This window comes from Sporosarcina sp. OR05 (assembly GCF_041414805.1).
Lineage (GTDB): Bacteria > Bacillota > Bacilli > Bacillales_A > Planococcaceae > Sporosarcina > Sporosarcina saromensis.
Window position 1 is genome coordinate 37,192 of sequence record NZ_JANKJL010000006.1, and the last position, 22,120, is coordinate 59,311.

21 protein-coding genes, 1 pseudogene and 1 other annotated feature are annotated in these 22,120 nt (G+C 44.3%); of the genes and pseudogenes, 10 read left to right on the plus strand and 12 right to left on the minus strand.

Annotated elements, in window-relative coordinates:
• Position 1 precedes the first annotated feature (1 nt).
• From NRI27_RS10745 to NRI27_RS10760, 4 genes are all read right to left on the minus strand, one after another.
• Positions 2 to 613 carry a phosphoribosylanthranilate isomerase gene (locus NRI27_RS10745; protein ID WP_371390686.1) on the minus strand — a complete coding sequence of 204 codons (612 nt, stop codon included), beginning with the start codon at positions 611 to 613 and terminating at the stop codon, positions 2 to 4.
• Positions 610 to 1,401, minus strand: coding sequence for an indole-3-glycerol phosphate synthase TrpC (trpC, locus tag NRI27_RS10750; protein WP_371390782.1), 792 nt, complete (start codon positions 1,399 to 1,401; stop codon positions 610 to 612). The genes NRI27_RS10745 and trpC overlap by 4 nt, the downstream gene beginning before the upstream one ends.
• A complete protein-coding gene (trpD, locus tag NRI27_RS10755; RefSeq protein WP_371390687.1) occupies positions 1,401 to 2,435 on the minus strand; it encodes an anthranilate phosphoribosyltransferase in 1,035 nt (344 codons plus the stop codon). Before trpD ends, trpC begins: the two co-directional genes overlap by 1 nt.
• 125 nt (positions 2,436 to 2,560) lie before the next feature.
• On the minus strand, positions 2,561 to 4,087 hold the full coding sequence (locus NRI27_RS10760; RefSeq protein WP_371390688.1) for an anthranilate synthase component I family protein: 1,527 nt from the start codon (positions 4,085 to 4,087) through the stop codon (positions 2,561 to 2,563).
• Positions 4,088 to 4,223: 136 nt separating this feature from the next.
• Positions 4,224 to 4,466, minus strand: a binding site (T-box leader).
• Positions 4,467 to 4,676: 210 nt separating this feature from the next.
• Here NRI27_RS10760 and rluF point away from each other — a divergent pair.
• The 5 genes and pseudogenes from rluF (at position 4,677) to NRI27_RS10785 (ending at position 8,439) form a co-directional block, all read left to right on the plus strand.
• Positions 4,677 to 5,381 (plus strand): 23S rRNA pseudouridine(2604) synthase RluF, encoded by a 705-nt coding sequence (gene rluF, locus NRI27_RS10765; protein WP_371390689.1) that lies wholly within the window; start codon positions 4,677 to 4,679, stop codon positions 5,379 to 5,381.
• A 29-nt stretch (positions 5,382 to 5,410) separates the two neighbouring features.
• A pseudogene (gene rpsI / locus NRI27_RS10770) lies at positions 5,411 to 5,533 on the plus strand (30S ribosomal protein S9); the annotation flags it as partial.
• Positions 5,534 to 5,866: 333 nt separating this feature from the next.
• Positions 5,867 to 7,561, plus strand: a complete 1,695-nt coding sequence (locus NRI27_RS10775) for a methyl-accepting chemotaxis protein (protein WP_371390690.1) — start codon at positions 5,867 to 5,869, stop codon at positions 7,559 to 7,561.
• Positions 7,562 to 7,874: 313 nt separating this feature from the next.
• Positions 7,875 to 8,138, plus strand: coding sequence for a type II toxin-antitoxin system Phd/YefM family antitoxin (locus tag NRI27_RS10780; protein ID WP_371390691.1), 264 nt, complete (start codon positions 7,875 to 7,877; stop codon positions 8,136 to 8,138).
• Positions 8,139 to 8,190: 52 nt separating this feature from the next.
• A complete protein-coding gene (locus NRI27_RS10785) occupies positions 8,191 to 8,439 on the plus strand; it encodes a type II toxin-antitoxin system RelE/ParE family toxin (RefSeq protein WP_371390783.1) in 249 nt (82 codons plus the stop codon).
• A gap of 57 nt (positions 8,440 to 8,496) precedes the next feature.
• Here NRI27_RS10785 and NRI27_RS10790 read toward each other — a convergent pair whose 3' ends face one another.
• From NRI27_RS10790 to NRI27_RS10800, 3 genes are all read right to left on the minus strand, one after another.
• Positions 8,497 to 9,222, minus strand: coding sequence for an amino acid ABC transporter ATP-binding protein (locus NRI27_RS10790; protein WP_371390692.1), 726 nt, complete (start codon positions 9,220 to 9,222; stop codon positions 8,497 to 8,499).
• A gap of 15 nt (positions 9,223 to 9,237) precedes the next feature.
• Positions 9,238 to 9,870, minus strand: coding sequence for an amino acid ABC transporter permease (locus tag NRI27_RS10795; RefSeq protein ID WP_371390784.1), 633 nt, complete (start codon positions 9,868 to 9,870; stop codon positions 9,238 to 9,240).
• A gap of 70 nt (positions 9,871 to 9,940) precedes the next feature.
• Complete coding sequence (locus NRI27_RS10800; RefSeq protein WP_371390693.1) at positions 9,941 to 10,756, minus strand: transporter substrate-binding domain-containing protein; 816 nt, start codon at positions 10,754 to 10,756, stop codon at positions 9,941 to 9,943.
• 210 nt (positions 10,757 to 10,966) lie between these two features.
• Between NRI27_RS10800 and mgtE the strand changes: the two genes are divergently transcribed.
• Positions 10,967 to 12,325, plus strand: coding sequence for a magnesium transporter (mgtE, locus tag NRI27_RS10805; protein ID WP_371390694.1), 1,359 nt, complete (start codon positions 10,967 to 10,969; stop codon positions 12,323 to 12,325).
• A gap of 89 nt (positions 12,326 to 12,414) precedes the next feature.
• Here mgtE and NRI27_RS10810 read toward each other — a convergent pair whose 3' ends face one another.
• Both NRI27_RS10810 and NRI27_RS10815 read right to left on the minus strand, forming a co-directional pair.
• Positions 12,415 to 13,926 (minus strand): succinyl-CoA:acetate CoA-transferase ScpC, encoded by a 1,512-nt coding sequence (locus NRI27_RS10810; RefSeq protein ID WP_371390695.1) that lies wholly within the window; start codon positions 13,924 to 13,926, stop codon positions 12,415 to 12,417.
• Between the two features lie 136 nt (positions 13,927 to 14,062).
• On the minus strand, positions 14,063 to 14,701 hold the full coding sequence (locus NRI27_RS10815; protein ID WP_371390696.1) for a LytTR family DNA-binding domain-containing protein: 639 nt from the start codon (positions 14,699 to 14,701) through the stop codon (positions 14,063 to 14,065).
• 178 nt (positions 14,702 to 14,879) lie between these two features.
• On the opposite strand from NRI27_RS10815, the gene NRI27_RS10820 reads away from it, so the two are divergent.
• Together NRI27_RS10820 and NRI27_RS10825 are read left to right on the plus strand one after the other, a co-directional pair.
• Positions 14,880 to 15,509: a CBS domain-containing protein gene (locus NRI27_RS10820; protein WP_371390697.1), complete on the plus strand. Its 630-nt coding sequence runs from the start codon at positions 14,880 to 14,882 to the stop codon at positions 15,507 to 15,509.
• A gap of 78 nt (positions 15,510 to 15,587) precedes the next feature.
• Positions 15,588 to 15,818, plus strand: a complete 231-nt coding sequence (locus tag NRI27_RS10825; RefSeq protein ID WP_371390698.1) for a hypothetical protein — start codon at positions 15,588 to 15,590, stop codon at positions 15,816 to 15,818.
• A 93-nt stretch (positions 15,819 to 15,911) separates the two neighbouring features.
• Here the strand turns inward: NRI27_RS10825 and NRI27_RS10830 are convergent, their stop codons facing one another.
• Positions 15,912 to 17,135, minus strand: a complete 1,224-nt coding sequence (locus NRI27_RS10830; protein WP_371390785.1) for an MFS transporter — start codon at positions 17,133 to 17,135, stop codon at positions 15,912 to 15,914.
• Positions 17,136 to 17,437: 302 nt separating this feature from the next.
• Between NRI27_RS10830 and NRI27_RS10835 the strand changes: the two genes are divergently transcribed.
• Together NRI27_RS10835 and NRI27_RS10840 are read left to right on the plus strand one after the other, a co-directional pair.
• Complete coding sequence (locus tag NRI27_RS10835) at positions 17,438 to 18,748, plus strand: uracil/xanthine transporter (protein ID WP_371390699.1); 1,311 nt, start codon at positions 17,438 to 17,440, stop codon at positions 18,746 to 18,748.
• Between the two features lie 13 nt (positions 18,749 to 18,761).
• The gene (locus NRI27_RS10840) at positions 18,762 to 20,699 is read left to right on the plus strand and encodes a GTP-binding protein (RefSeq protein ID WP_371390700.1); all 1,938 of its coding nucleotides are present in this window, start codon (positions 18,762 to 18,764) and stop codon (positions 20,697 to 20,699) included.
• 260 nt (positions 20,700 to 20,959) lie between these two features.
• Here NRI27_RS10840 and NRI27_RS10845 read toward each other — a convergent pair whose 3' ends face one another.
• A complete protein-coding gene (locus NRI27_RS10845) occupies positions 20,960 to 21,568 on the minus strand; it encodes a class I SAM-dependent methyltransferase (protein WP_371390701.1) in 609 nt (202 codons plus the stop codon).
• A 112-nt stretch (positions 21,569 to 21,680) separates the two neighbouring features.
• Positions 21,681 to 22,022, minus strand: coding sequence for a thioredoxin family protein (locus NRI27_RS10850; protein ID WP_317943362.1), 342 nt, complete (start codon positions 22,020 to 22,022; stop codon positions 21,681 to 21,683).
• Positions 22,023 to 22,120 lie beyond the last annotated feature (98 nt).

A 22,120-nucleotide genomic window follows, 5' to 3' on the forward strand; every position in this document is an offset into this window, starting at 1 on the left:
CTCAACTCTCCTCCTCTTTCACTTCACGAATAAACTCGCGTATCAAAGATGCATCTTTTCGTCCGTCCTTCTCCACTCCACTTGACACGTCCACCATGAAAGGGCGCACTTGCCGAATTGCATCCCGGACATTGCCCGCATGTAAACCGCCCGCCACAATCATCCGTTCCTTCGGTAACTCACCTTTCAACAAGCTCCAGTCAAACACCTTACCGCTACCGCCTTTGAACTCTATACCCGGCGCATCCACCAACACAAAATCCGTTTTAGCTTCCCTCACATCCATCACATCATCAGCACCACGCACTGCTACTACTTTAATAGAAGGAAGTCCCACACGTTGGATAAATTCGGCAGATTCTTCCCCGTGATATTGCACAACATCCAAAGGAACCTCTCGATACGCAAACGCCAACTCTTCCGCGGTCGCATTCACAAAAACACCGATTTTCAACACATGTTCAGGGACCGATCTTGCCAGTTCTTTTGCTTGCGCAATCGCGACACGGCGTCTGCTCGGTGCAAACACGAATCCGACCGCATCCACACCCGCTTCAACCGCCGCTTCAACATGTTCAGTTTCCATCAATCCGCAAATTTTCACTTTCGTCATGACAGCACACCTACTTTCGGTACTTGCAACGACTGGATGGATGTTTGAACAGACACACTGCGCATTAACGATTCACCCACTAGAACTGCACACGCACCTGCTGTTGCCACGCGTCTCGCATCTTCCTCGTTAAAGATGCCACTCTCACTAATGAACACCCGATCTTCATCGAACGGGAACTGTTTTGCCACTTCTTCCGTCCTTGCTAAATCTACTTCAAATGTCCGCAAATCACGGTTATTAACGCCAATAATTTTTGCGTCTATCGCAAGCGCTCGTTGCAACTCCTGCACATCATGTACTTCGACTAACACATCGAGTCCACGTTCTGCCGCATAACGGTGGAGACGTTGTAACGTCACATCGTCAAGTGCAGCGACAATGAGCAAAACGACTGATGCGCCTGCTTGAATTGCTCGATCGATTTGTACTTCATGAATAATAAAATCTTTGCAAAGCAGTGGTAGTCTAACCGTTTCAGCAACTGCAGCCAGGTCGTTCATAGAACCTTTAAAGAACGTTGAATCGGTGAGTACTGAAATACAAGCAGCACCTGCCTCTTCATACAACTTCGCTTGTGCTATCGGATTCGCCCCTTCCGCTATGAGACCTTTCGACGGGGAAGCGCGTTTAATTTCTGCAATAACTTGAAGTTTTTTTGCGTCTTTTAATGCGTTAAAGAGGGAGGGTCTCTTCAAAATTGTTTCACAGGAAACATCCTGTTCATTCATCAACAATTGCTTCACCTCAAGCCGCTTCACGCTCAATATTTCGTCTAATATCGTCATCACACGGACACCTCCCGTCCGATTTGTTCGCTATATGCAACGACTACTTCCAGTTTCCGTCGTGCATGGCCACTGACAATACTATCTGTCGCTACGTCCACCCCTTCACGGATTGTGTCGGTTAAACCATTTGCAAAAAGACCTAAACCTGCGTTCAATACGACTGTGTCAAATCGCGGACCGCGTTCCCCATTTAATATGGAACGGATCATCGCTGCATTTTCATCAGCGGTTCCTCCGCGAATCGCAGAAAGATGTGCGTATTTCAACCCAACCTCCTCTGCGGTTAAAGAAAAAGGAATTAAATCGCCTTTATCCAACAGGACAAACGAATTTTGCCCGGCAAGTGAAGCTTCATCCATCCCACCTGCACCTGACACGACAATTGCTCGTTCCCTGCCAAGCATGCGCAGCACGGATGCATAATCCATTATGAAGTCTGGTCGGTTAATGCCTGTGAATTGTGTCGGTAGCGAAACCGGATTTGTCAGCGGGCCGACGAGATTAAAAATCGTTGGCTTGCCAATTCGTCTTCGAATTTCACCGATCCGTTTCATCTTCGGGTGGACAACCGGGGCAAATAAAAACGTAATTCCTTCCGCTTCAAGCAAGTCCGCCATCTCTGTTGTGTTAAAACGCGCGTGAATGCCTAACGCATCGAGCACATCATGACTGCCCGCCGCACTGGAAATCTTACGGTTGCCATGCTTCGCGACTTTTACGCCAGCACCCGCTAGAACGAACGCTGCTGTTGTACTAATGTTAAATGAGTTCGAACCGTCGCCTCCCGTTCCACAATTGTCCAAATACCGCGCTTGCGGCACGTCAACTGGCAATGCATGAGACGTCATGACCGTCGCAAGTGCCGCCACTTCCGATGCCGTTTCTCCTTTGTTCGCTAATCCTACAAGAAAGCGGGTCATATCCTCATCAGTTGCTTCTCCACTAAATAGTTGTTGCGCCGCTTCTATCATCTCGCCGTATAGTAAGTTTCGACCTTCATTTACTATTTCTATATACTTTTTCACACTCATCTCTCCTCTGCTTTTCTAAACTGGACTCATCATTTCTTTAAGACTTTTCTTTATTAATTTTCATGCAGATTTTCGATTAAAGGACTGTCATCGACCTGTCCATATATCAATTGTGTTCCCTTTGTTCATTTCACTACTTCCAACAGCGAACGGGCTTTATTCACGGTTTCTTTATACTCCAATGAAGGAATTGACGCTTCTACGATACCTGCTCCAGCTTGCACAAACGCTTTCTTGTCTTTGACGAGCATCGTCCGAATTGTCAGCGCAAAATCAATATTGCCGTTTAAACCAATGTAGCCGATAGCCCCTCCGTAAATGCCACGCGGTTCCTCTTCCAATTGTGAAATAATATTCATCGCAAGCTTTTTCGGCGAACCTGTCACCGTTCCTGCCGGCAATGTCGCCTTCAGGGCATCGAGTGCGTGACGCCCAGGTGCTAATGTGCCCTCCACTTCCGACACGAGGTGCATGACATGTTCATACCGGACCGTTTGCAAGTAGTTGGATACGTTGACAGTCGCAGGATCACAAATTGTCTGCAATTCCTTTTCACTGACTGCGACTAACATGTCATGCTCGGACAACTCTTTCGAATCGTTCCGTAACTCCTCTTCAAGTGCAATATCTTCCTCTGTTGTCCGTCCACGCCTCCGGGTCCCTGCAATCGGGTTCGTCACCACTTGATCATTCGTCACCTTCACAAGACTTTCGGGCGATGCGCCGATGACGACATGATCGTCAAATTCCATGTAATACATATATGGCGAAGGATTTTGCTTTCGCAACTTACGATAGAGCGCGAATGGATCCCCTTCGATATCCGCTTCCAACTTGCGCGACAATACGACTTGCTCAACCGTTCCCGCAGCGATATATGCTTGCACTTGACGGACGCGATCCTCAAATTGCTGTTGAGACAGGGTGCACTGATAATCCGACACGGAAACCCCTCTTTCTTCCTCTACGTCGCCCGTCGTAATCAATTTCTCGAGCGCTTCTAAATCCGTCCGGCCATATTCGGCATGAATTTCCGTATGCAGCAACGTCACCTCATTTAACAAATGATCAAAGATGATGACCGTGTCGTAAACATTGAAATTTACATCCGGCAACTCCCCACGAACTGCATCCACCTCTTGTGCCGCGCCATACCCGACATAACCAACAGCCCCGCCCGTAAATGGATAGTCACCCTCTTCCGCAATCCGCGGCATCAACCGTTTGAGCATCGTATACAAATCCCCTTCATGCGTATACGTCCTCCCCGTCGCATACACAACCTCCTCGAGCTTCACAGCCGAACCACGATACGCCTTCACGGGATCAACCCCAATAAACGAATAACGCCCCGCCCCCTCATGCTGCGAAGAACTCTCCAACAAAAACCGGCAACGCCCCTTCAACCGCCTAAAAATCAACACCGGCGTCAACGAATCCCCCTCAACCTTCCGCCTCTTCACTCTCAAACTCATCTGCTCCATCCTCATCTCTCCTCTTCTCTTATTTTTGGTGTCAGCCCCCATCACAGCAGGGCTTCGCACTCGAAAACGACTGCTATCGATCATTTCCCAGGTTCTATCAATCATTTCCGGGAGTCTATCGATCACTTTTCTCGTTCTATCAATCACTTTTACAATTCTAATGACCATTTTAGGTCCTTCCACCCACGTTATCGGTGCCAGTCCCCCACACAATTCACACACAATTCCCCAATGCAATCGCGGCGACTCTGCCGTTGCTCTAAACGCAAAAAAGTCCTCTGCAGTTGGACAGATTAGTCCAATTGCAGAGGACGAAGACCGGAGTCCCGCGTTGCCACCTCAATTTGAAGCCATACGAAAATAAGCTTCCACTCGGCGCGTCTAAAAAAGACGCTTCCCGTAACGCGGGAACAGCGTCCACCTGGAAACAGAAATTTCCAAGCAGCTCTCATAAGTCCATTCACATCGGCCGCGAATCAGTTTGCACCACCCACTGACTCTCTAAATACGCGTATCCGATGCTACTCCTCTTATTCAACAATTTTCTCAGCTATGCTCTTCTCAACTCGGCTCATCTGTTCTTAGGCGGCACCGCTCCCGGCACCTCTACCTATCCCGAACAAAAAAGTTGTATTTATTCTACTATTCACGCAGTCACTTGTCAACCACCCAATAAGATATGCAATGCCCCGACTTTGTATAACCCCTCTGCAAGCGGTACAATATAGAAAATGAATCTTGAAAAAGGTGACAATCTATGCGAATTAATAAATACTTAAGCGAAGCCGGTATCGTGTCAAGACGTGGTGCCGATAAATGGATCGAAGACGGACGTGTGACAATTAATGGTCAACCCGCAGAACTCGGCAGCCGAGTGGAACAGGGAGACACCGTGCATGTGGATGGCAAGCTCGTCAAAACCGAAGAGCAACTCGTCTATATCGTGCTCAACAAACCCGTTGGCATCACCAGCACGACGGAGCGCCATATCGAAGGAAACGTCGTCGATTTTGTCAATCACCCACTTCGCATCTTCCATATCGGCCGTCTCGACAAAGATTCTGACGGACTATTGCTTCTCACTAATGACGGCGACATTGTGAATGAAATCTTGCGCGAGGAACACGGTCATGAAAAAGAATATATCGTCACTGTCGACCGTCCACTTACAAAGGAATTCATTCAACAGATGGAAGCCGGCGTAGAAATCTTAGATACCAGAACAAAACCATGCAAAGTAAAACAATTAGGGCCGCGCAAATTTAACATCACACTAACACAAGGCTTAAATCGCCAAATCCGCCGCATGTGCTCGGCTCTCGGCTACAACGTCAGACGCTTGCAACGTACGCGCATTATGAATATTCACTTGGGCAATTTGCCTGTCGGTCAATGGCGTGACTTAACCACTCAAGAACGACAAGAAATGTTCCAAATGCTTGATTATGAACCGAAGCGGTAACGTACGGCTCTACTTACTGTAGAAACTGATTTCCGGGGAAATTGACATTAGCAGGATTGCTTACACGTGATCCACGTATGAAAGCATGTAAAAAATTAGATTTTAAAGGCGCGCATCGTGCAACTCAGTTCTCGAACATTACTCTTGTATGATTGCAAAGCCCTTTCCCACCTATGTTTGGAAGGGCTTTTTTGCGTTTATGGTCAATATTGTTTTAGGGAATGAAGTATTAGCTCTATTAGTGGCTACATCTATGAAAAGAAAGCTATCGTTCAGATAACATGTTCTTAAGGCACGCGTATGTTAATGACGTGCAAAATAAAAACATAAGAGATTCTGCGTAAACCTCCATCATATAAACCTTTAGTTTCATATCTCTTTCCCCAAAACAGTTGTTTAGTTTTAAAATTACGACTATAGACCACTTCTTACTAACTAGTTCATAAGGTATAATTGCTACTAATCAACTAGAAGAGGTGTGCAACTTGAAGAAGTTTATAAGATTAGACAGCATTCGAAAGAAAATTCTAATGGGCTTTGCAGTTTCCATTATCTTCACTGCATTTTATAGCTCTTTCATTTACTATACGAATAAAGAAGTAAATAAAGAGATTGAGCAAATGGTGAACGAGGAATTGCAGCTATTAACCGCATACGATAAAGTATCGGCTTCATTTCCAATACGACTTGGTGCAGTGAGGGGCTATTTATTATCCGGAAGCACTCCCCTCAAAGGCGTTTTCGAGGACTATACCGCTATTGCACTGGACCATGTGGAGACGATTCGAAGTATTGATTCAAATGAAGAATTCGAGGCATTGATTAAGCGAACAGAAGCTTGGCGCAACAGCATTAAAACAGATGTCTTTGATATGTATGACAAAGGAAAAAAACAACTAGCCATACAGAACTCAATTGCACTGAGTAATGAAAGCAAAGAAATACAAACTGGTTTTGAAAAACTGTCCAATACTAGCCATGAAACAATGAAAAAAAAGAGTGACCAAATCATTTCTGAAGGGTCAGCGGCAATACGCAATGGTGTAATATTCTCTTGTTTCGTTACCATTATTTCTATTCTAATTGCCCTGCTAACAGCACGTGTCATTTCCAAACCGATTAACTTCGTCGCTGATCGAATGAAGTTAATTGCGAATGGTGACATTAGCCAAGAACTTCTCGTTACCAAGTCAGAAGATGAAGTGGGGCAACTTGTCCAAGCCACAAATGATATGCAAGTAAAAATGCATACAATTCTCAATCGAATTCATGAAGTGTCTAACACCGTGTTGGCACATAGTGAAGAATTGACGCAGTCATCTAACGAAGTGAAAGCCGGTTCCAATCAAATTGCGATGACGATGCAAGAGCTCGCTACAGGAACGGAAACACAGGCAACGAGTACGAGTAATCTTGTTTCCATCATGGACACATTTGCAGCGAAAGTGACAGAAACTAACGAGAACGGTATTGCCGTTCAGAAGTATTCCACTGACGTCATCCATATGACAACTGATGGTGCAGAAAAAATGGCTTCATCCGCAACCCAAATGGCGAAAATCAATCAACTCGTTCAAGAATCCGTACAAAAGGTAGAAGGATTAGATGTCCAATCACAAGAAATCACTAAATTAGTGACCGTCATCAATGACATTGCAGCGCAAACGAACTTGCTAGCATTGAATGCAGCCATCGAGGCAGCAAGAGCTGGTGAACACGGACGTGGATTCGCAGTCGTTGCGGATGAAGTACGAAGTTTAGCGGAGCAAGTCTCCCACTCGGTTACCGACATTTCCAGTATTGTTGATCGCATTCAAGGTGAAACAAGAAGCGTATCGAGCGGACTTGCCGAGGGCTATAAAGAAGTTGAACAAGGTACAGAACAGATTAAGTCGACAGAAGAGACGTTCAATCAAATCCGTACAGCCGTTTCTGAGATGGACGCCAACATTAAGTCGGTCGGTCACAACTTGAATGAAATCGTCGGAAGCACAACTGTTATTAATACAACCATAGACGAAATCGCTGCGGTTTCTGAAGAATCCGCCGCTGGCGTGGAACAAACTTCCGCTTCTGTTCAACAATCTGCAAGCTCAATGGAAGAAGTAGCAAACAGTTCAGCTGAACTCGCTAAACTATCTGAGGAGCTTAACAGTTTGGTGCGTCAATTTAAGTTGTAAAAAAACGAACTACGATAGCAAAACGTATAGACCGCATGCAAAGAGTGTTTTTCTCACTCGTTTGCATGCGGTTTCCTATTTTTGGATTCCATCTGCAAACCAAGTTCAGTGCCTGATTGGGTACATGGGAAGAGCATTTCATGGGTGTAAGTAATAATTATGAATACTTCACTGGCGGCGTTATTAATTGAAAAGTAGCATCCTTTCATGGAATAGGAAGCTGGTTTGTTACTTTTATCACCGAACAATTCATAATGACGTACATATATATGCTATAATTATGTCACAATACCACAAGAAAGGATGGGAACCTATGCCTGAAATTAGACCCATTAAAGACTTACGAAATACAACGGAAATTTCTGAACTATGTCACTCCATTCAAGAACCTGTATTCATTACAAAAAACGGATATGGTGATTTAGTCATCATGAGCATGGATACGTATGAACAGCAACTTAATCGGATTGACATACATCAAAAACTTTTAGAGGCCGAGATAGAAGTGCAAAACGGAGAGCCTCTACAAAGCGCGGAAAATGTATTCTCCAAGTTGAGAAATAAGCATGCGCTATGATGTACAAATCACAAAGAAAGCTACTGCTGATTTAGACGCTATTTAATATTATATCTCCAGTGAACTCGTTGCAAATAAAGCAGCGATTGATTTGCTTAATAGAATTGAAAATTCAATACTGGGCCTACAAGATTTTCCATACGCCTACAGTCTTATGAAAGATGAATTACTTCAACTAAAAGGCTACAGGAGGCTAGTAGTGGGAAACTATAGCATCTTTTATACTGTTATTGAAAAAGATAATAGAGTCATTGTGATGCGAATACGTTACTCACGAAGAAACTATAACGAATTTTTATGAATGAAAAAGCAGCCTCCCCTCTTAAAAAAAGGAAGCTGCTTTTGTAATTCTATCTAATTACACATCCACCATCTCTAAAAACTGTTTCGTTCGTTCATTTGTGGAACGATTAAAGAACGTATCCGGATCGGCATCCTCAATGATTCGCCCTTCATCGAGCATAATAATCCGGTCAGCGACTTCTTTGGCAAATTTCATCTCATGCGTCACGACGACCATTGTCATGCCTTCGTCTGCAAGGTCTTTCATTACCTGAAGCACTTCCCCGACCAATTCTGGATCGAGTGCGGACGTCGGTTCATCAAAAAGAAGAGCTTTCGGCTCCATCGCGAGTGCCCGTGCGATGGCGACACGTTGCTTCTGTCCGCCGGATAATTTGCTCGGATAGACATTTGCCTTATCGGACAGCCCGACTTTCTCCAATAACTCAAGCGCCAGCTGCTTCGCTTTCGTCTTACTTTCATTTTTCACAATTAACGGCGCCTCCATAATATTCTCCAGCACCGTCTTATGCGGGAACAAATTAAAATGCTGGAATACCATCCCGACTTCTGCACGCACTTTTGACAAATCATCCTTCTTCCTATCAATTGCACGGCCGTCAATCGTGATCGTCCCTGTTTCCGCCACTTCAAGGAAATTCAAGCAGCGGAGCAACGTACTTTTCCCGGAACCGCTGACCCCAACGAGGACGACCACTTCTCCTCGTTGAATGTCCACATCGATTCCCTTCAACACTTCCAATCTATCAAAAGACTTATGCAAATCCGTCGTTTTAATCATCTGAATTCCTCCCCATTACGATCCATCCACATTCAACTTGTTCTCGTACAATCGCAATAGCCATGTGAAAATGAGGACGAGGACAAGATAGTACATACCGACAACAAGGAATGTCTCAAACTGCATGAAATTAGAAGCGGCAGCCCTGTTAGCCCGTCCGAACAGTTCGGAAACCCCGATCAAATACACTAACGACGAATCTTTCAATGTAATGATGAATTGGTTTCCGAGCGGTGGAATTGCGCGACGCAACGCTTGCGGAAAAATGATCCGTCGCATCGCTTGTGTCCGATTCATACCAAGTGCAAGACTCGCTTCACGTTGCCCGCGGTCGATGCCTTGAATGGCACCTCTGAAAATCTCGGCAATGTACGCACCATTATGAACCCCTAGCGCAATTGCTCCCGCCCAGAAATTCGACAGAACGACAATTGATGTGATTCCGAAATACAAAAACATGATCTGCACAATCAGCGGCGTACCACGGATTATCGTAATATACAAATTGGCAATCGTCTGCAAGATTTTAGACTTCGAAATCTTCATTAACCCAAAGACGATCCCAAACAGTGTACCCAACACAACCGCAACAGCTGTAACTTCCAACGTAACGAGTACCGCTTTTAAGAAACCTTCATACGTACTCATAAATACATCAGTTAATCTTACAAATATGTCAGGCACTCGGCATTCCCTCTTCCTCTACCAGAATCCGCACTCATTCCAACAACTCCGCATCTTCCAAATCGATGTCCAATAGATTGCGATCGAACCATTTTTTCGATATTTCATCATAAGTTCCGTCATCGATAATTTCTTGAAGAGCTTTGTCAATCGCGTCACGGAGCTTTTCGTTATCCTTCTTCACCGCAATCGATGGTTGTTCTACCCACAGCGGATTTCCAACTTCCTTAATTTCAAATCCATTGTCGATTGCCTCAAAACCAACGATATCTGCTGTAATGACCGCATCTAAACGGTTTTCAATCGTCAAATCTTGCAACGCGACAACATCACTTGCGTAATATTGGATGTCATCGGATAACGTCTTTGCAGGTTCTTCATACGTAGATTGAGAGACTACGCCAATTTTCTTACCCTTCAAATCCTCTGGTGATTTGATATCATTGTTATCTTTCGCGACCCAGATCATGCCGCCTGAATAGTAGTAGGGTTCCGTAAATGCCGCTTGTTTGGCACGTTCCTTCGTATAAGCCATCGACCCGATAATCGCGTCATATTTATTAGCCACGAGTCCTTGAAGAATCGTTTCGAATGGGTTGGTCACCGGATTCGGTTCAAGCCCCATCTTTTCAGCAATTGCCGCCCCGATTTCCATGTCAAACCCCGTCAATTCACCATTCTCTTCAAAGTTGAACGGCTTATATACCCCACTTGCCGCGTAAGTCAATTTCCCTTTCTTCACAAGCCCGTATTCATTGTCACCTGCAGCATTATTCTTGTCCTCCCCACATGCTGCCAACACGAGCATCGTTGCCATTAATAAGAATAATAGCGTTTTCAATTTTCCCATCTAACAAACTCCCTTTCCCAGCCGGCTTTCACCCCAACTTTTTTTTGGCTCACTAACTCACTTACCCTGCTTTTTCTTCAATAAACATAATTTTTCTAAAAGAATCTTATTTCGTTTGTATCTAGGAATCTAGGGAATAAGGAGAAAGCAAGTTGTTAATTGTATGTGAAATTCTTGATATGTATGTAAAAGGCGGTGACTTTTATCCTTATGGTACGTGTAAAAAGCGAAGAACAAATTTTACGAGCAATCATTCATACAGTAAAAGAAGGACAACCTGAAACGTTCAAAAAAATCATTCTGGAGCTTTCCCCTTATGAGATAGCCATGCATTACAGAGCGCTCCCGAAAAAGCGCAAGCCCCTGTTTTTAGAATGGTTGCACATCGATGAACTCGTTGCACTGCTTGAAAACTTATCAAAAACTGCGCAACTTGAAGTATTAAAAATCATCGGCCCTTTGCGCGCTACGGAACTGTTGGATGTTATGAAAAGTGATGATGTGGCATTGTTACTAACGGACTTGCCTGAAAAGGAAGTGGAGCGGTTAATCGCTGAAATGAGGGTTGAAGGAAAGAAAGCAATCCGGAAAAAGATGAAGTATCCGAAGAAATCCGCAGGACGGGCAATGATTGACCAATACGTTTGGGTTCACCAGTCCTATTCAGTAGAAAAGACGATTGCCAAGTTGAAGCATTTCAAGAAATACGCCGATTTCTTGAATTATGTCTATGTCATTGATGATCAGAAGCGTTTGATTGGCGTTGCTTCGTACCGCGATTTGCTGTTATGCGATTTGCCCTGTTCGATTGCCGATGTAATGACAACGGATATATATAAAGTCCACGAATTAACGAAACAGAGTGAAGTTGCAAAAATGATTGGGAGTCACGATTTTCTATCCGTCCCTGTCGTCAACGATGAGGGGATTCTTGTCGGTATCATCACTGCTGACGACGTACTTGACATTGTCATGCGCGAAGCAAACGAGGACATTGAAATGCTTTTCGCTTCAGGGAAGGAAATCGACTTCCATACAAAACCTTTCGTCGCTACTTATAAACGATTACCATGGCTTGTGCTACTGCTCTTTATCGGACTTGTTTCCGGCAGTATCATCGCAAAATTCGAAGCGACACTTGAAGCAGTCGTCGCACTTGCCTTTTTCATGCCAATGATTGCAGGAATGACAGGCAATACCGGCACCCAATCCCTCGCCGTCGTCGTACGCGGGCTTGTGAAAGAGGAGCTGACAACGAAAAAGACCGTCAAGCTCATACTCCGGGAGCTACTCGTCGGCATCATGCTCGGTATTATTTGCGGTGCCGTTATTTCCATCATCGCTTACATTTGGCAAGGCAGCTTCATACTCGGACTCGTCGTCGGCGCATCACTTATCGCAACATTAATCATCGGCACACTCGCCGGTACAATCATTCCGTTAATCCTAAACCGATTCAACGTCGACCCGGCCGTCGCATCAGGCCCCCTCATTACGACGATTAATGACATCCTATCCCTACTCATCTATTTCGGCATCGCTACCCTTTTCATCGAAAAACTCATGTAAAAAGGACAGGCACCGACACAATTCCGAATTAGCGGAATTGAGCAGGTGCCTGTCCCCATTTTTCCGGTTTTCCGGAATTCCTTGTACTTTTATCGAGTTTCTACTTTTTGAAGCATTGTGCCGTGTTGTTGGAGGTTTGTGTGCCATGCGAACGCTTTTTCAAGAACGTGTGGCGTGTGCCCGCCTCTCTCCAATGCTTCATGGTAGTAGGCCCATAACTGTTCACGGTACATCGGGTGTGCACAGTTACCGATGATGAGTCCGACGCGTTCCCTTGGCGCAAGTCCTCGTAAGTCTGCATAGCCATGTTCCGTGACGATAACGTCGACATCATGCTCGGTATGGTCTACGTGTGAGACAAAAGGAACGACACTGGAAATATCACCGTTTTTGGCAATCGATTTCGTTACGAAAATTGCTAGGCGGGCATTTCTAGCGAAGTCACCTGAACCGCCAATGCCGTTCATCATTTTTGTACCCGTCACATGTGTCGAATTGACATTGCCATAAATATCGAGTTCCAACGCTGTATTAATTGAAATTAAACCGAGACGACGGATAATTTCCGGATGGTTGGAAATTTCTTGTGGTCGCATAATTAATTTATCGCGATACCGGTCTAAGTTATTGAACACCTTTTCCATTTTCTCCTGCGACAATGTAATCGATGCACAAGACGCGGATCGGATTTTCCCTGCGTCAATTAAGTCAAAAACGGCGTCTTGCAACACTTCCGAATACACTTCGAGGTCTTCGAATTCCGAATTCAATAAACCGTGAAGTACAGCATTCGCTTGCGAGCCAATGCCTGATTGAAGAGGCGCCAAATGATTCGTTAATCTCCCTACTTCCACTTCTGAGCGTAGGAAGGACAGTAAATGCTCGGCCATCACTTCCGTGTCATGATCAGGTTGTGTAATGGTAGAGGCAGAATCTTGTTGGTGCGTAAATACGATCCCCTTTACTTTAGCGATATCGATTGGGATACCAATTGTTCCAATACGATCATCCACTTTTGTGAGCGGGATCGGATTCCGTTCACCTTGTACGCCCGGGTCGTACAGGTCGTGCACCCCTTCCCATTGCGTCGTATGTGCGGTATTTATTTCAATAATGATGTTTTTTGCGTGCTTCGCAAACGAGTAAGAGTTCCCGACAGACGTTGAAGGAATGATCATACCATCCTCTGTAACTGAAACCGCTTCCAAAATCGCAAAGTCAATCGAGGCCGTTACACCCGTACGAATCCATTCAGCTGTATGTGATAAATGATGATCGACGAACAGGAGACCGCCGTTATTAATCTCGTTACGCATCGCTTTTTCTGCCTGGAACGGCAATCGCTTATTGATGATTCCAGCTTCCGCAAACAGTTTATCGATATCTGAGCCTAATGAAGCGCCAGTAAATACATTCACTTTGAATTTCTCAGTTTCTGCACGTTTCACGAGCGCCATTGGAACCGCTTTCGGGTCGCCAGCACGTGTGAAACCACTTAGACCTAGCGTCATACCGTCTTTAATCCAAGACGCAGCCTCTTCAGGAGACACGACGACATCTCTTAGCTTTTCAATCCTGATGCGATTCATATCTGTACCCATTCAACAACTACCCCTTTTCATAACTTTTAGATAATCGTATCGCATCCAGCGGCATGAAAGGGGGTTTCTTGAATACAACAGAATATCCTTGATTGGAATGGTTCATGCAACGGTTAAAGCAGAAGATTTTTGATCACTAAAAACCTAACAACTTTCGAAAGTAGCTCGAGTAGGACTGACTAACTGGAATTTTCGTCCCGTCGTTCATTGATAGCATGAACGTCGAATGCGTATCTGGGTAAATTGCCGAAATATGATTGACGTTTACAATGAACGACCGATGACATCGAATGAATTGCTCATGTGGCAAAACAAACTCGAAGTTTTGTAACGAATTTTTATGGGTACCAGTTATACGATCAGACACAACAACTGTTTTGCGATCTCGGACTTCCATGTATTTCACTTCGGAGAACGGAATCGGTATCCATCCGTCCATTGTTTTTACGGTGACGACCGACTTCCCTTCCGTATATGCAGGGTAAATGGCAACGACACAACCAACGAGTACCCCATCGTCATGAAACGGAACCGCCATGCCGTGATAAGGTACCCCAAATACATCACGGTGAATAAATTCGGATACTTTCTGCCCTTCCGACAACGCTTTGTGCGCAATCGTACCTTCTTTTACAGGGTCACCTGGTTTAATTTTCAAATCTATCCGCTTGCTCGGACGGTAATACATATATTCCTTCGTGTTCGACACGACAATTGAAATTTCATCTGCAAACAATTCTCCAACGACATTTAATAGAGAATCTAGATTTAACATAACGAATACTACTCCTTTTTGATGAATAACTTCTATCCAAATAAACACATTTTTGTACGTAAACGCTTCTAGAAGAAGTTTTCATGTACTTCTATTAACTTTTCCATTATAATGAAAGTCAATTCAATACAAAATATTATAACAACACTGAAATTCCAGTTAATGAGGGGGAGTTACAATGCACATTCGAGATTTAATCGTAGAAAGATTAGCAGTAGCAACCGTAAAGGCCGATCAAAGCGCAGCTGAAACGCTCGCTAAAATTAACGAAACGGGTTTTCGTTGCATCCCTGCGGTAGATGATGAAGACAACTACAAAGGGATGATTTATAAAGTCGACCTGTTGTCGTACCTGTATGAAGAAAAAGGGGACGACTCCCATTCTATCAACCATTTGCTGAAACACCAAGACATCTATCTTGCCGAAGATGCTTCTTTCTTAAGCGCATTGTTGAAGATTAAAGCATTGCCATTCATTAGCGTTGTGGAGAACGGGAAATTACTCGGCATCATTACACATAACAAGATTGAAAGTGTACTAGAAGATGCGTTTGGATTAAAAACTGGTGGCATCAATATCACCCTCGCGTCAACGGAAGCACGTGGAATGATCCGCAAACTGACAACAACCTTAAAAGATGAAAATATTGAAGGGATGCTGACATTGGATAACGGGTCAGCACTCGCAAGAAGGGTCGTTCTCACATTAGAAGATGGAAAATCCGATGAAGAGATGAAAAAAATGCGCGACAAACTAGAGAAAAACGGTTTCCGTATTTTGCAAATGCACCGAATTGGTTCTAAGTAATGGAGAAGACTGCTTCCGATTGACTCGGAAGCAGTTTTTTTAGGTTAATATCGTGAATAAAACGCAGGAGAGAATGTAATGCAATTTTATCATAATCCACGAATCGCCTTTCTCATCAATGACTTAACTGCCGTTGATGAGCACGATCAGGAACGAATTTATTTTTTTGAAAAAGGTTATGTAAAAGTACTTGGTGAATTTGAAAATGAAAAATATAGTGGAGGAAAAGCTTATATCATTTTTAATGATGAGGACGTACTGTCTGTAGCAACAAATGTATTACGTTTTACGGATAAGGAAGTACATTAATAAATTACATATGTGGTTGGGACAAAACCGTTGCTTCAAGCGCTTGAACCAACGAAATTTCGTCCCAACCTATCAAGACTATTAATTTCTACCTTAAACCAGTTGACTCTCTGGTTTAGGTACCATTCGAAGTAATAGTCCACCGATGATGAACAGGATAACGAGACTGAATACCCCGTATGCGGAACTTCCCGTCATTTGTGCTGTAACCCCTACTAACAACGGTCCCATTACAGACGCAAACTTACCAAAAATGTGATAAAACCCGAAGAACTCGTTCGATTTCTCTTTTGGTACGAGTTGTGCAAAATAAGATCGGCTTAGTGCTTGAATACCCCCTTGCGAAGTTGCGACGAGCATAGCGAGAATCCAGAAATCTAGCGTTGTCGATAAGAAAAACGCGTAAATACAAATGGAGATATACACAAAAATCCCAACATACAACATCGCTTTTATTGAAAACTTATGTGCCAACTTCCCGTAAATAATGGAAAATGGCGCAGCCACTATTTGCGTCACCAATAAAACAATTAATAAATCTGTCGCCCCAATACCTAAATCTGACCCATATGCAGTGGACATGCTAATAATTGTTCCTACGCCATCAATATAAAAGAAATAAGCGAGGAGGAAAATAAAGACTGTACGATGTTTCCTAATTTCCTTAAATGTATTGCCTAAACGTCTAAAACTCCCTGCAATTATATTCGGCTCACGCTCAATCGCATACACTTGTACTACATTTCTCAACATTGGAATGGTGAATGTAAACCACCATATCCCCGTAATGACAAATGCCAGTTTCGTAGCAATGGCCATCGGAAGAGGGATCACACCTTTTTCCGACAATATAATAATCGCGATACTAATGACGAATGGAATGACACTACCGATGTACCCTAATCCGAATCCACGTGCAGATACTTCATTCATCTTCTCTTCTGATGTAACGTCAACTAAAAAGGCATCATAGAAAATATTTGCCCCATGGAAACCGATAGATGTAATTACATAAATAATTAATAACGGCAACCAGGAACCTTCTGGTACAAAAGCTAGCGACACGGTAGAAGCTGATCCAATAAAGAAAAATGCGAAGAAAAATTTCTTCTTCAATCCTCTGTAATCCGCAATCGTCCCTAAAATCGGCCCAATCATCGCCAAAATGAATGTTGCGATTGCGACCGTATACCCTAAATAAGCAGTGGACATATTCGACTCAATGCCCGCGTCCGTTGCAACAGATTTAAAGAATATCGGGAATATAGCCGTCGTAATAATGATTGAATACGCAGAGTTCCCCCAGTCGTAAAACATCCAGCTATTTTCCGTTTTCGTATACTTCCTCTTTTTCACTCAACCCACCCCTTTCTCTCTTACTAGTAAGTGTACAATTATTCTCACAGAAACAGTAGTGAAACTTGCAAATTATTACTATTCGTTAACATAGAGGGGTGGGCGTTGTGATACGAAACGATTACGTTATCTTACAATCCGCTTACGTTGCGTTGCGCGGCCCACACCCCCTCACCATCACACCGCCATCATCTTCCTTTTCCCTCCATTTTATGTTATAGTTGCGCGTAAATTAGGTTCGTTGGTCGGATGGGGGAGATTGGGTGGAGGCGAAGAAAATGCGGTTGTCGGTGACGATGTTGGCAGGGTTTCAGTGGTTGTTTTTTCTATTTGCCAATACGGTTGTCATTCCGATATCGGTCGGCGCAGCGTTTGAAATGGATCAGGTTGAAATTGTTTCTGCCATTCAGCGCTCCTTTATTGTGACGGGCGTTGCGTGTATTTTACAAGGCTTCATTGGTCATCGGCTTGCTTTGATGGAAGGGCAATCGGGTTTATGGTGGGGCGTCATTTTAAGCTTAGCAAGTACGGCGAGTGCAATGGGGCTTGAGCTGACGGCTGTTGGAGGAAGTATTGCTGTTGGGGCGATGCTTTCCGGAGCGCTCGTTGCGGTTTTCGGGTTGCTCGGCATTGCAGAGATATTGAAAAAGTGGTTTACGCCTGCTGTCATGTTCGTCTTTCTCTTACTGTTAGCCAATCAATTAATCTCGATTTTCTTAAAAGGAATGGTTGGACTTAGTACAGGGGACGTCATTGATTTACGCATGACGATCTTTTCATTCACCTTAGCCGCGTTCACGATCCTCGTTCATGTCAAAGGGAACCGTATTTTAAGCAGTATGAATCTACTGATTGGTATGGTGGTCGGTTGGTGCGCCGCCGCGCTGCTGTTCCCTGGAGAAACTGTCGAGGCGATTCACACAACGCCATTCCGCACTTGGTTTCCGTTGGGAGATCCGACGCTTGAATGGGGCATAGTTGTTACGGTGACAGTGACCGGGCTGTTAAATACGACGAATTCTGTCGCTACGTTGAAGGGAGCCGAAGATATATTTGAGAAGGAGACGACGCGGTTTCAATACCGGTCTTCCTTTTTCATCACAGGTATTTTCACGACGCTAGCAGGGATGCTTGGACTTGTCCCATACGCACCTTACGCGTCATCGTTAGGGTTACTGCAATCGACAGGTATTCGTGAGCGGGCACCGTTTTTCATAGGATCTGCATTGTTCGTCTTCCTTGGTCTCATGCCCGATCTGACCGCATTTTTCTCGACAATTCCACCAAGCGTGGGCAATACGGTTTTGTTCGTCGCGTACTTGCAGTTATTCCGCTCAGCTTTGCGGAATGTCGAGGGGCTTTCGTTTGATCCGAAAACAATATACCGAGTTGCGTTGCCGAGTTTAGTCGGCTTATCGATTATGATGATGCCAATAGAAGTCTTTTCTGAACTCCCTGAGCTCCTGCAACCGTTGCTCTCCAACGGCTTGCTAATGGGCATTCTGGCGGTACTCCTAATGGAATTGTTCTATTGGTTCGGCCCGCGAATTCCTCGCTTGGCAATAAAGAAATAAATTGAGGTGCACTATGTACAAAACAATCGGAGTTGTGGCGCATGTCGATGCGGGTAAAACAACATTTTCTGAACAACTTCTTTTTCATACACAAAGCATACGAAAACGGGGTCGTGTCGATCATCAGGATGCGTTCCTTGATAGTCATTCAATTGAACGAAATCGTGGCATTACGGTGTTTGCAGACCAAGCGAACTTCTCGTTCAATGGGACGACGTATACCCTTATCGATACGCCAGGGCACGTCGATTTCTCCCCTGAGATGGAACGCGCCATCCAAGTGATGGATTATGCAATTATCATCATTAGTGCAGCAGATGGCGTCGAGGGGCATACGGAAACGGTGTGGCAACTGTTGCAAAAACATCGTGTGCCAACGTTCTTCTTTTTGAATAAAATTGACCGGGAAGGTGTCGATGCAGCTACTGTTGTGAATGAAGTGAAAGGCAGTTTATCTGACAACGTATTCAATATAGCTGAACTGACAGCAGACGACATGACGGAAACACTCATAGAATTTATTGCGGAACGCGATGAAGCATTGCTTGAACGCTATATGGAAGGTGCATATGATTTTGATGTTTGGCTGGATGCATTGACACGGATGATTCGGGACTGTGAAGTCTTTCCCTATGGATTGGGATCAGCATTGAAGGATATTGGCGTGATGGAGTTTCTCGAACGCTTCGATCGACTTTCAACGACGATGTATGCGAATAACGATGAATTTGCAGCACGTGTCTACAAAATCAGGCATGATGAGAACGGGCATCGGATCACGTTTGTAAAGGTTTTGCAAGGCGAGTTGCGCGTCCGCGATGAAGTGACGTATGGAGATACGGTCGAGAAGGTTACGCAAATTCGCTCTTACAATGGCACGAAATATGACTCGAGAGATTCAGCACAAGCAGGCGAGATTGTTGCGGTGATGGGGATATCCGAAGCAGCTGCAGGAGATCCAATTGGTGCACTGACGGAGAAATCGACGTTCGACTTACTACCAACGTTGAAGGCAAAGGTGATTTTCGATTCTTCAATCCATGTAAAAGAAGTACTTCGTAGCTTTATGATGCTTGATGCAGAGGACCCTTCGCTACATGTGGGTTGGGATGAGCACGTTCAAGAAATCCACGTGCATGTAATGGGCGTCATTCAACTTGAAGTGCTGAAGCAAATTGTCATGGATCGCTTCCAATTCGATGTTTCTTTCGGTGACCCGAAAATCTTGTACAAAGAGACGATCCGTTCAACGGTTACGGGTTACGGGCATTTCGAGCCGTTGAAGCATTACGCAGAAGTCCATCTGAAAATGGAGCCCTCGATGCGAAATAGCGGCATTGCTTTTGTGAATGCTTGTCATGCAAATGATTTATCCATCGGGCATCAGAATTTAGTACGAAGTCATTTGTTTGAACGGCCACATCACGGTTTATTGACCGGCTCGGCGTTAACGGATGTGACATTTACACTACTGACCGGTAGAGGTCATATTGAACATACGTCTGGTGGGGATTTTAGAGAAGCGACATTCCGCGCGCTTCGTCAAGGACTCGAAAAGGCCGATAACATTCTGCTTGAGCCGTATTATGATGTGAAGATTAAAGTGGATACGGAGCATATCGGTCGCATCCTTTCAGATATCCAGCAAGCGTCAGGCAGTTTTGAACCGCCTGAGATGATCGGTGCGAAAACCGTCATTACTGGGCGCGTTCCTGTTGCAACGTTCATGAACTACAGCACGACGTTCGCCTCCTTCACAAACGGAAAAGGTGCGTTGACGCTACAATTCGGCGGGTATGACGAGTGTCATAATACGGAAGAAGTCATTGAAGCGATCGGGTATAACAAAGACGCCGATCCCGAATATACGTCAACCTCAATTTTTTGCGCGAAAGGCAAAGGCTACCCTGTGCCGTGGGATGAGGCAGAAGCAGCAATGCACTTGTTGTAAAAAGGAAGTCTCCTCTGAGGCTTCTTTTTTTAGGTGAGAACGCGGAGAGTGTGTGTCGGTCTAAAGCGCTAAAATGGTTGATAGAATTGTGAAAGTGATTGATAGAACTCATGAAGTGATCGATAGATGCAAGAAAGTGATTGATAGAAATACAAAAGTGAAAGGGTGCTTCGTTTGGGCGATCCGGTGTGGGCGTGGGACGTAACGCTTTTGGCACGAGAAGAACTGCTTCGAGCACGGAGCGAACCGCTATACGCGATTCATTCTCCTAATCGATAGATTAAAAAGCGTTCGTTTTCGTTCTTCTCATACAGTTGACGGACGCGTACTTCCTTCCATAACGTAAACGGGGTTTGGTGTTCCATGAACTGGACGTATTCGCTTGTCGGGTAATACAGAATGACATCTACGACTCGTTCATTCCGCTCAGCTGACAGCAGAATATTTCCGATTACTTTCATAAAGATTTGAATGGAAAATGGATTGAAGAAGTAGAAGCGATTTTCTGTCGCACTTATGTCATAGGCTTCTGCGTAACAGCGTTCAAAACGGATTGAACCGCCACTTCGTTTGTTTTTTCGTCGATAGTGGACGAGGTTTTCAATAGCATCCTGGTACAGTTGGCCGTTCATTTCAATGCCGGTTACGGATGCTTGAAAGTGATGATGGACGTAAAAGGAAACTCTTGCTTTTCCACAGCCAAAATCGACAAATCCGTCTGTCGATTGTATTGTATACTCGGTAAAGAGTTCGTCTAAAGTTTCATAGGGCGTTGCTTCATAGCGATTATAATGAGGGGATTGGTTCAATAACTCCAATGTACCTGCTGTTTTTATGCGGAGTAAATTGTCGCATGTTTTCTCTGTCACCGGTATTCCTCCGTTCTGTTGTTGCTCTATTGTACGTGAGTAGATGTGCGAAAAACAAGCATAAAAAAACACGGTTTTCCTAATGTGAACAAGGAAAACCGTGTGGATTGTCTTACAGAACTTCTGCCAAGAAATCAAGAAAGTCTTGACGATTCAAATAACCGATATAGGTTTTAACGACTTCCCCTTTATTGAACAAATATAAAGAAGGAAAAGCACTAATATCGTATTTAATTTGCACTGGATTTGATTTCGCTTCGTAGTCTTCGTATGTTACCCAATGTTTTACGAACTTTATTTTACCTTCTAATTCCTCAGCAACGTCTTCAAGAACTGGTTCGAATGCTTGGCATGGACCGCACTCATCTGTGAAGAAATCGACGAATACTGGTAGTTCACATTCTAACACTTCTTTTTGGAAATCATCTTTAGTAACTGTTTGTACGAATGACATTTCGTTTTCCCCCTTAAAGTAGAGCTTGCTAACGTAGAGGCATCCCTAACTATTCGGAATTCTCTAGTCTCACTTTATCTTGATTGATTGCAATCAAC

Coding starts and splice junctions, on each gene's coding strand:
- NRI27_RS10745 (WP_371390686.1), bottom strand. CDS start 613: ATGACGAAAGTGAAAATTTGCGGATTGATGGAAACTGAACATGTTGAA.
- trpC (WP_371390782.1), bottom strand. CDS start 1,401: ATGACGATATTAGACGAAATATTGAGCGTGAAGCGGCTTGAGGTGAAG.
- trpD (WP_371390687.1), bottom strand. CDS start 2,435: ATGAGTGTGAAAAAGTATATAGAAATAGTAAATGAAGGTCGAAACTTA.
- NRI27_RS10760 (WP_371390688.1), bottom strand. CDS start 4,087: ATGGTCATTAGAATTGTAAAAGTGATTGATAGAACGAGAAAAGTGATC.
- rluF (WP_371390689.1), top strand. CDS start 4,677: ATGCGAATTAATAAATACTTAAGCGAAGCCGGTATCGTGTCAAGACGT.
- NRI27_RS10780 (WP_371390691.1), top strand. CDS start 7,875: ATGCCTGAAATTAGACCCATTAAAGACTTACGAAATACAACGGAAATT.
- NRI27_RS10790 (WP_371390692.1), bottom strand. CDS start 9,222: ATGATTAAAACGACGGATTTGCATAAGTCTTTTGATAGATTGGAAGTG.
- NRI27_RS10795 (WP_371390784.1), bottom strand. CDS start 9,870: ATGAGTACGTATGAAGGTTTCTTAAAAGCGGTACTCGTTACGTTGGAA.
- NRI27_RS10800 (WP_371390693.1), bottom strand. CDS start 10,756: ATGGGAAAATTGAAAACGCTATTATTCTTATTAATGGCAACGATGCTC.
- mgtE (WP_371390694.1), top strand. CDS start 10,967: ATGGTACGTGTAAAAAGCGAAGAACAAATTTTACGAGCAATCATTCAT.
- NRI27_RS10810 (WP_371390695.1), bottom strand. CDS start 13,926: ATGGGTACAGATATGAATCGCATCAGGATTGAAAAGCTAAGAGATGTC.
- NRI27_RS10815 (WP_371390696.1), bottom strand. CDS start 14,701: ATGTTAAATCTAGATTCTCTATTAAATGTCGTTGGAGAATTGTTTGCA.
- NRI27_RS10820 (WP_371390697.1), top strand. CDS start 14,880: ATGCACATTCGAGATTTAATCGTAGAAAGATTAGCAGTAGCAACCGTA.
- NRI27_RS10825 (WP_371390698.1), top strand. CDS start 15,588: ATGCAATTTTATCATAATCCACGAATCGCCTTTCTCATCAATGACTTA.
- NRI27_RS10830 (WP_371390785.1), bottom strand. CDS start 17,135: ATGTTTTACGACTGGGGGAACTCTGCGTATTCAATCATTATTACGACG.
- NRI27_RS10840 (WP_371390700.1), top strand. CDS start 18,762: ATGTACAAAACAATCGGAGTTGTGGCGCATGTCGATGCGGGTAAAACA.
- NRI27_RS10850 (WP_317943362.1), bottom strand. CDS start 22,022: ATGTCATTCGTACAAACAGTTACTAAAGATGATTTCCAAAAAGAAGTG.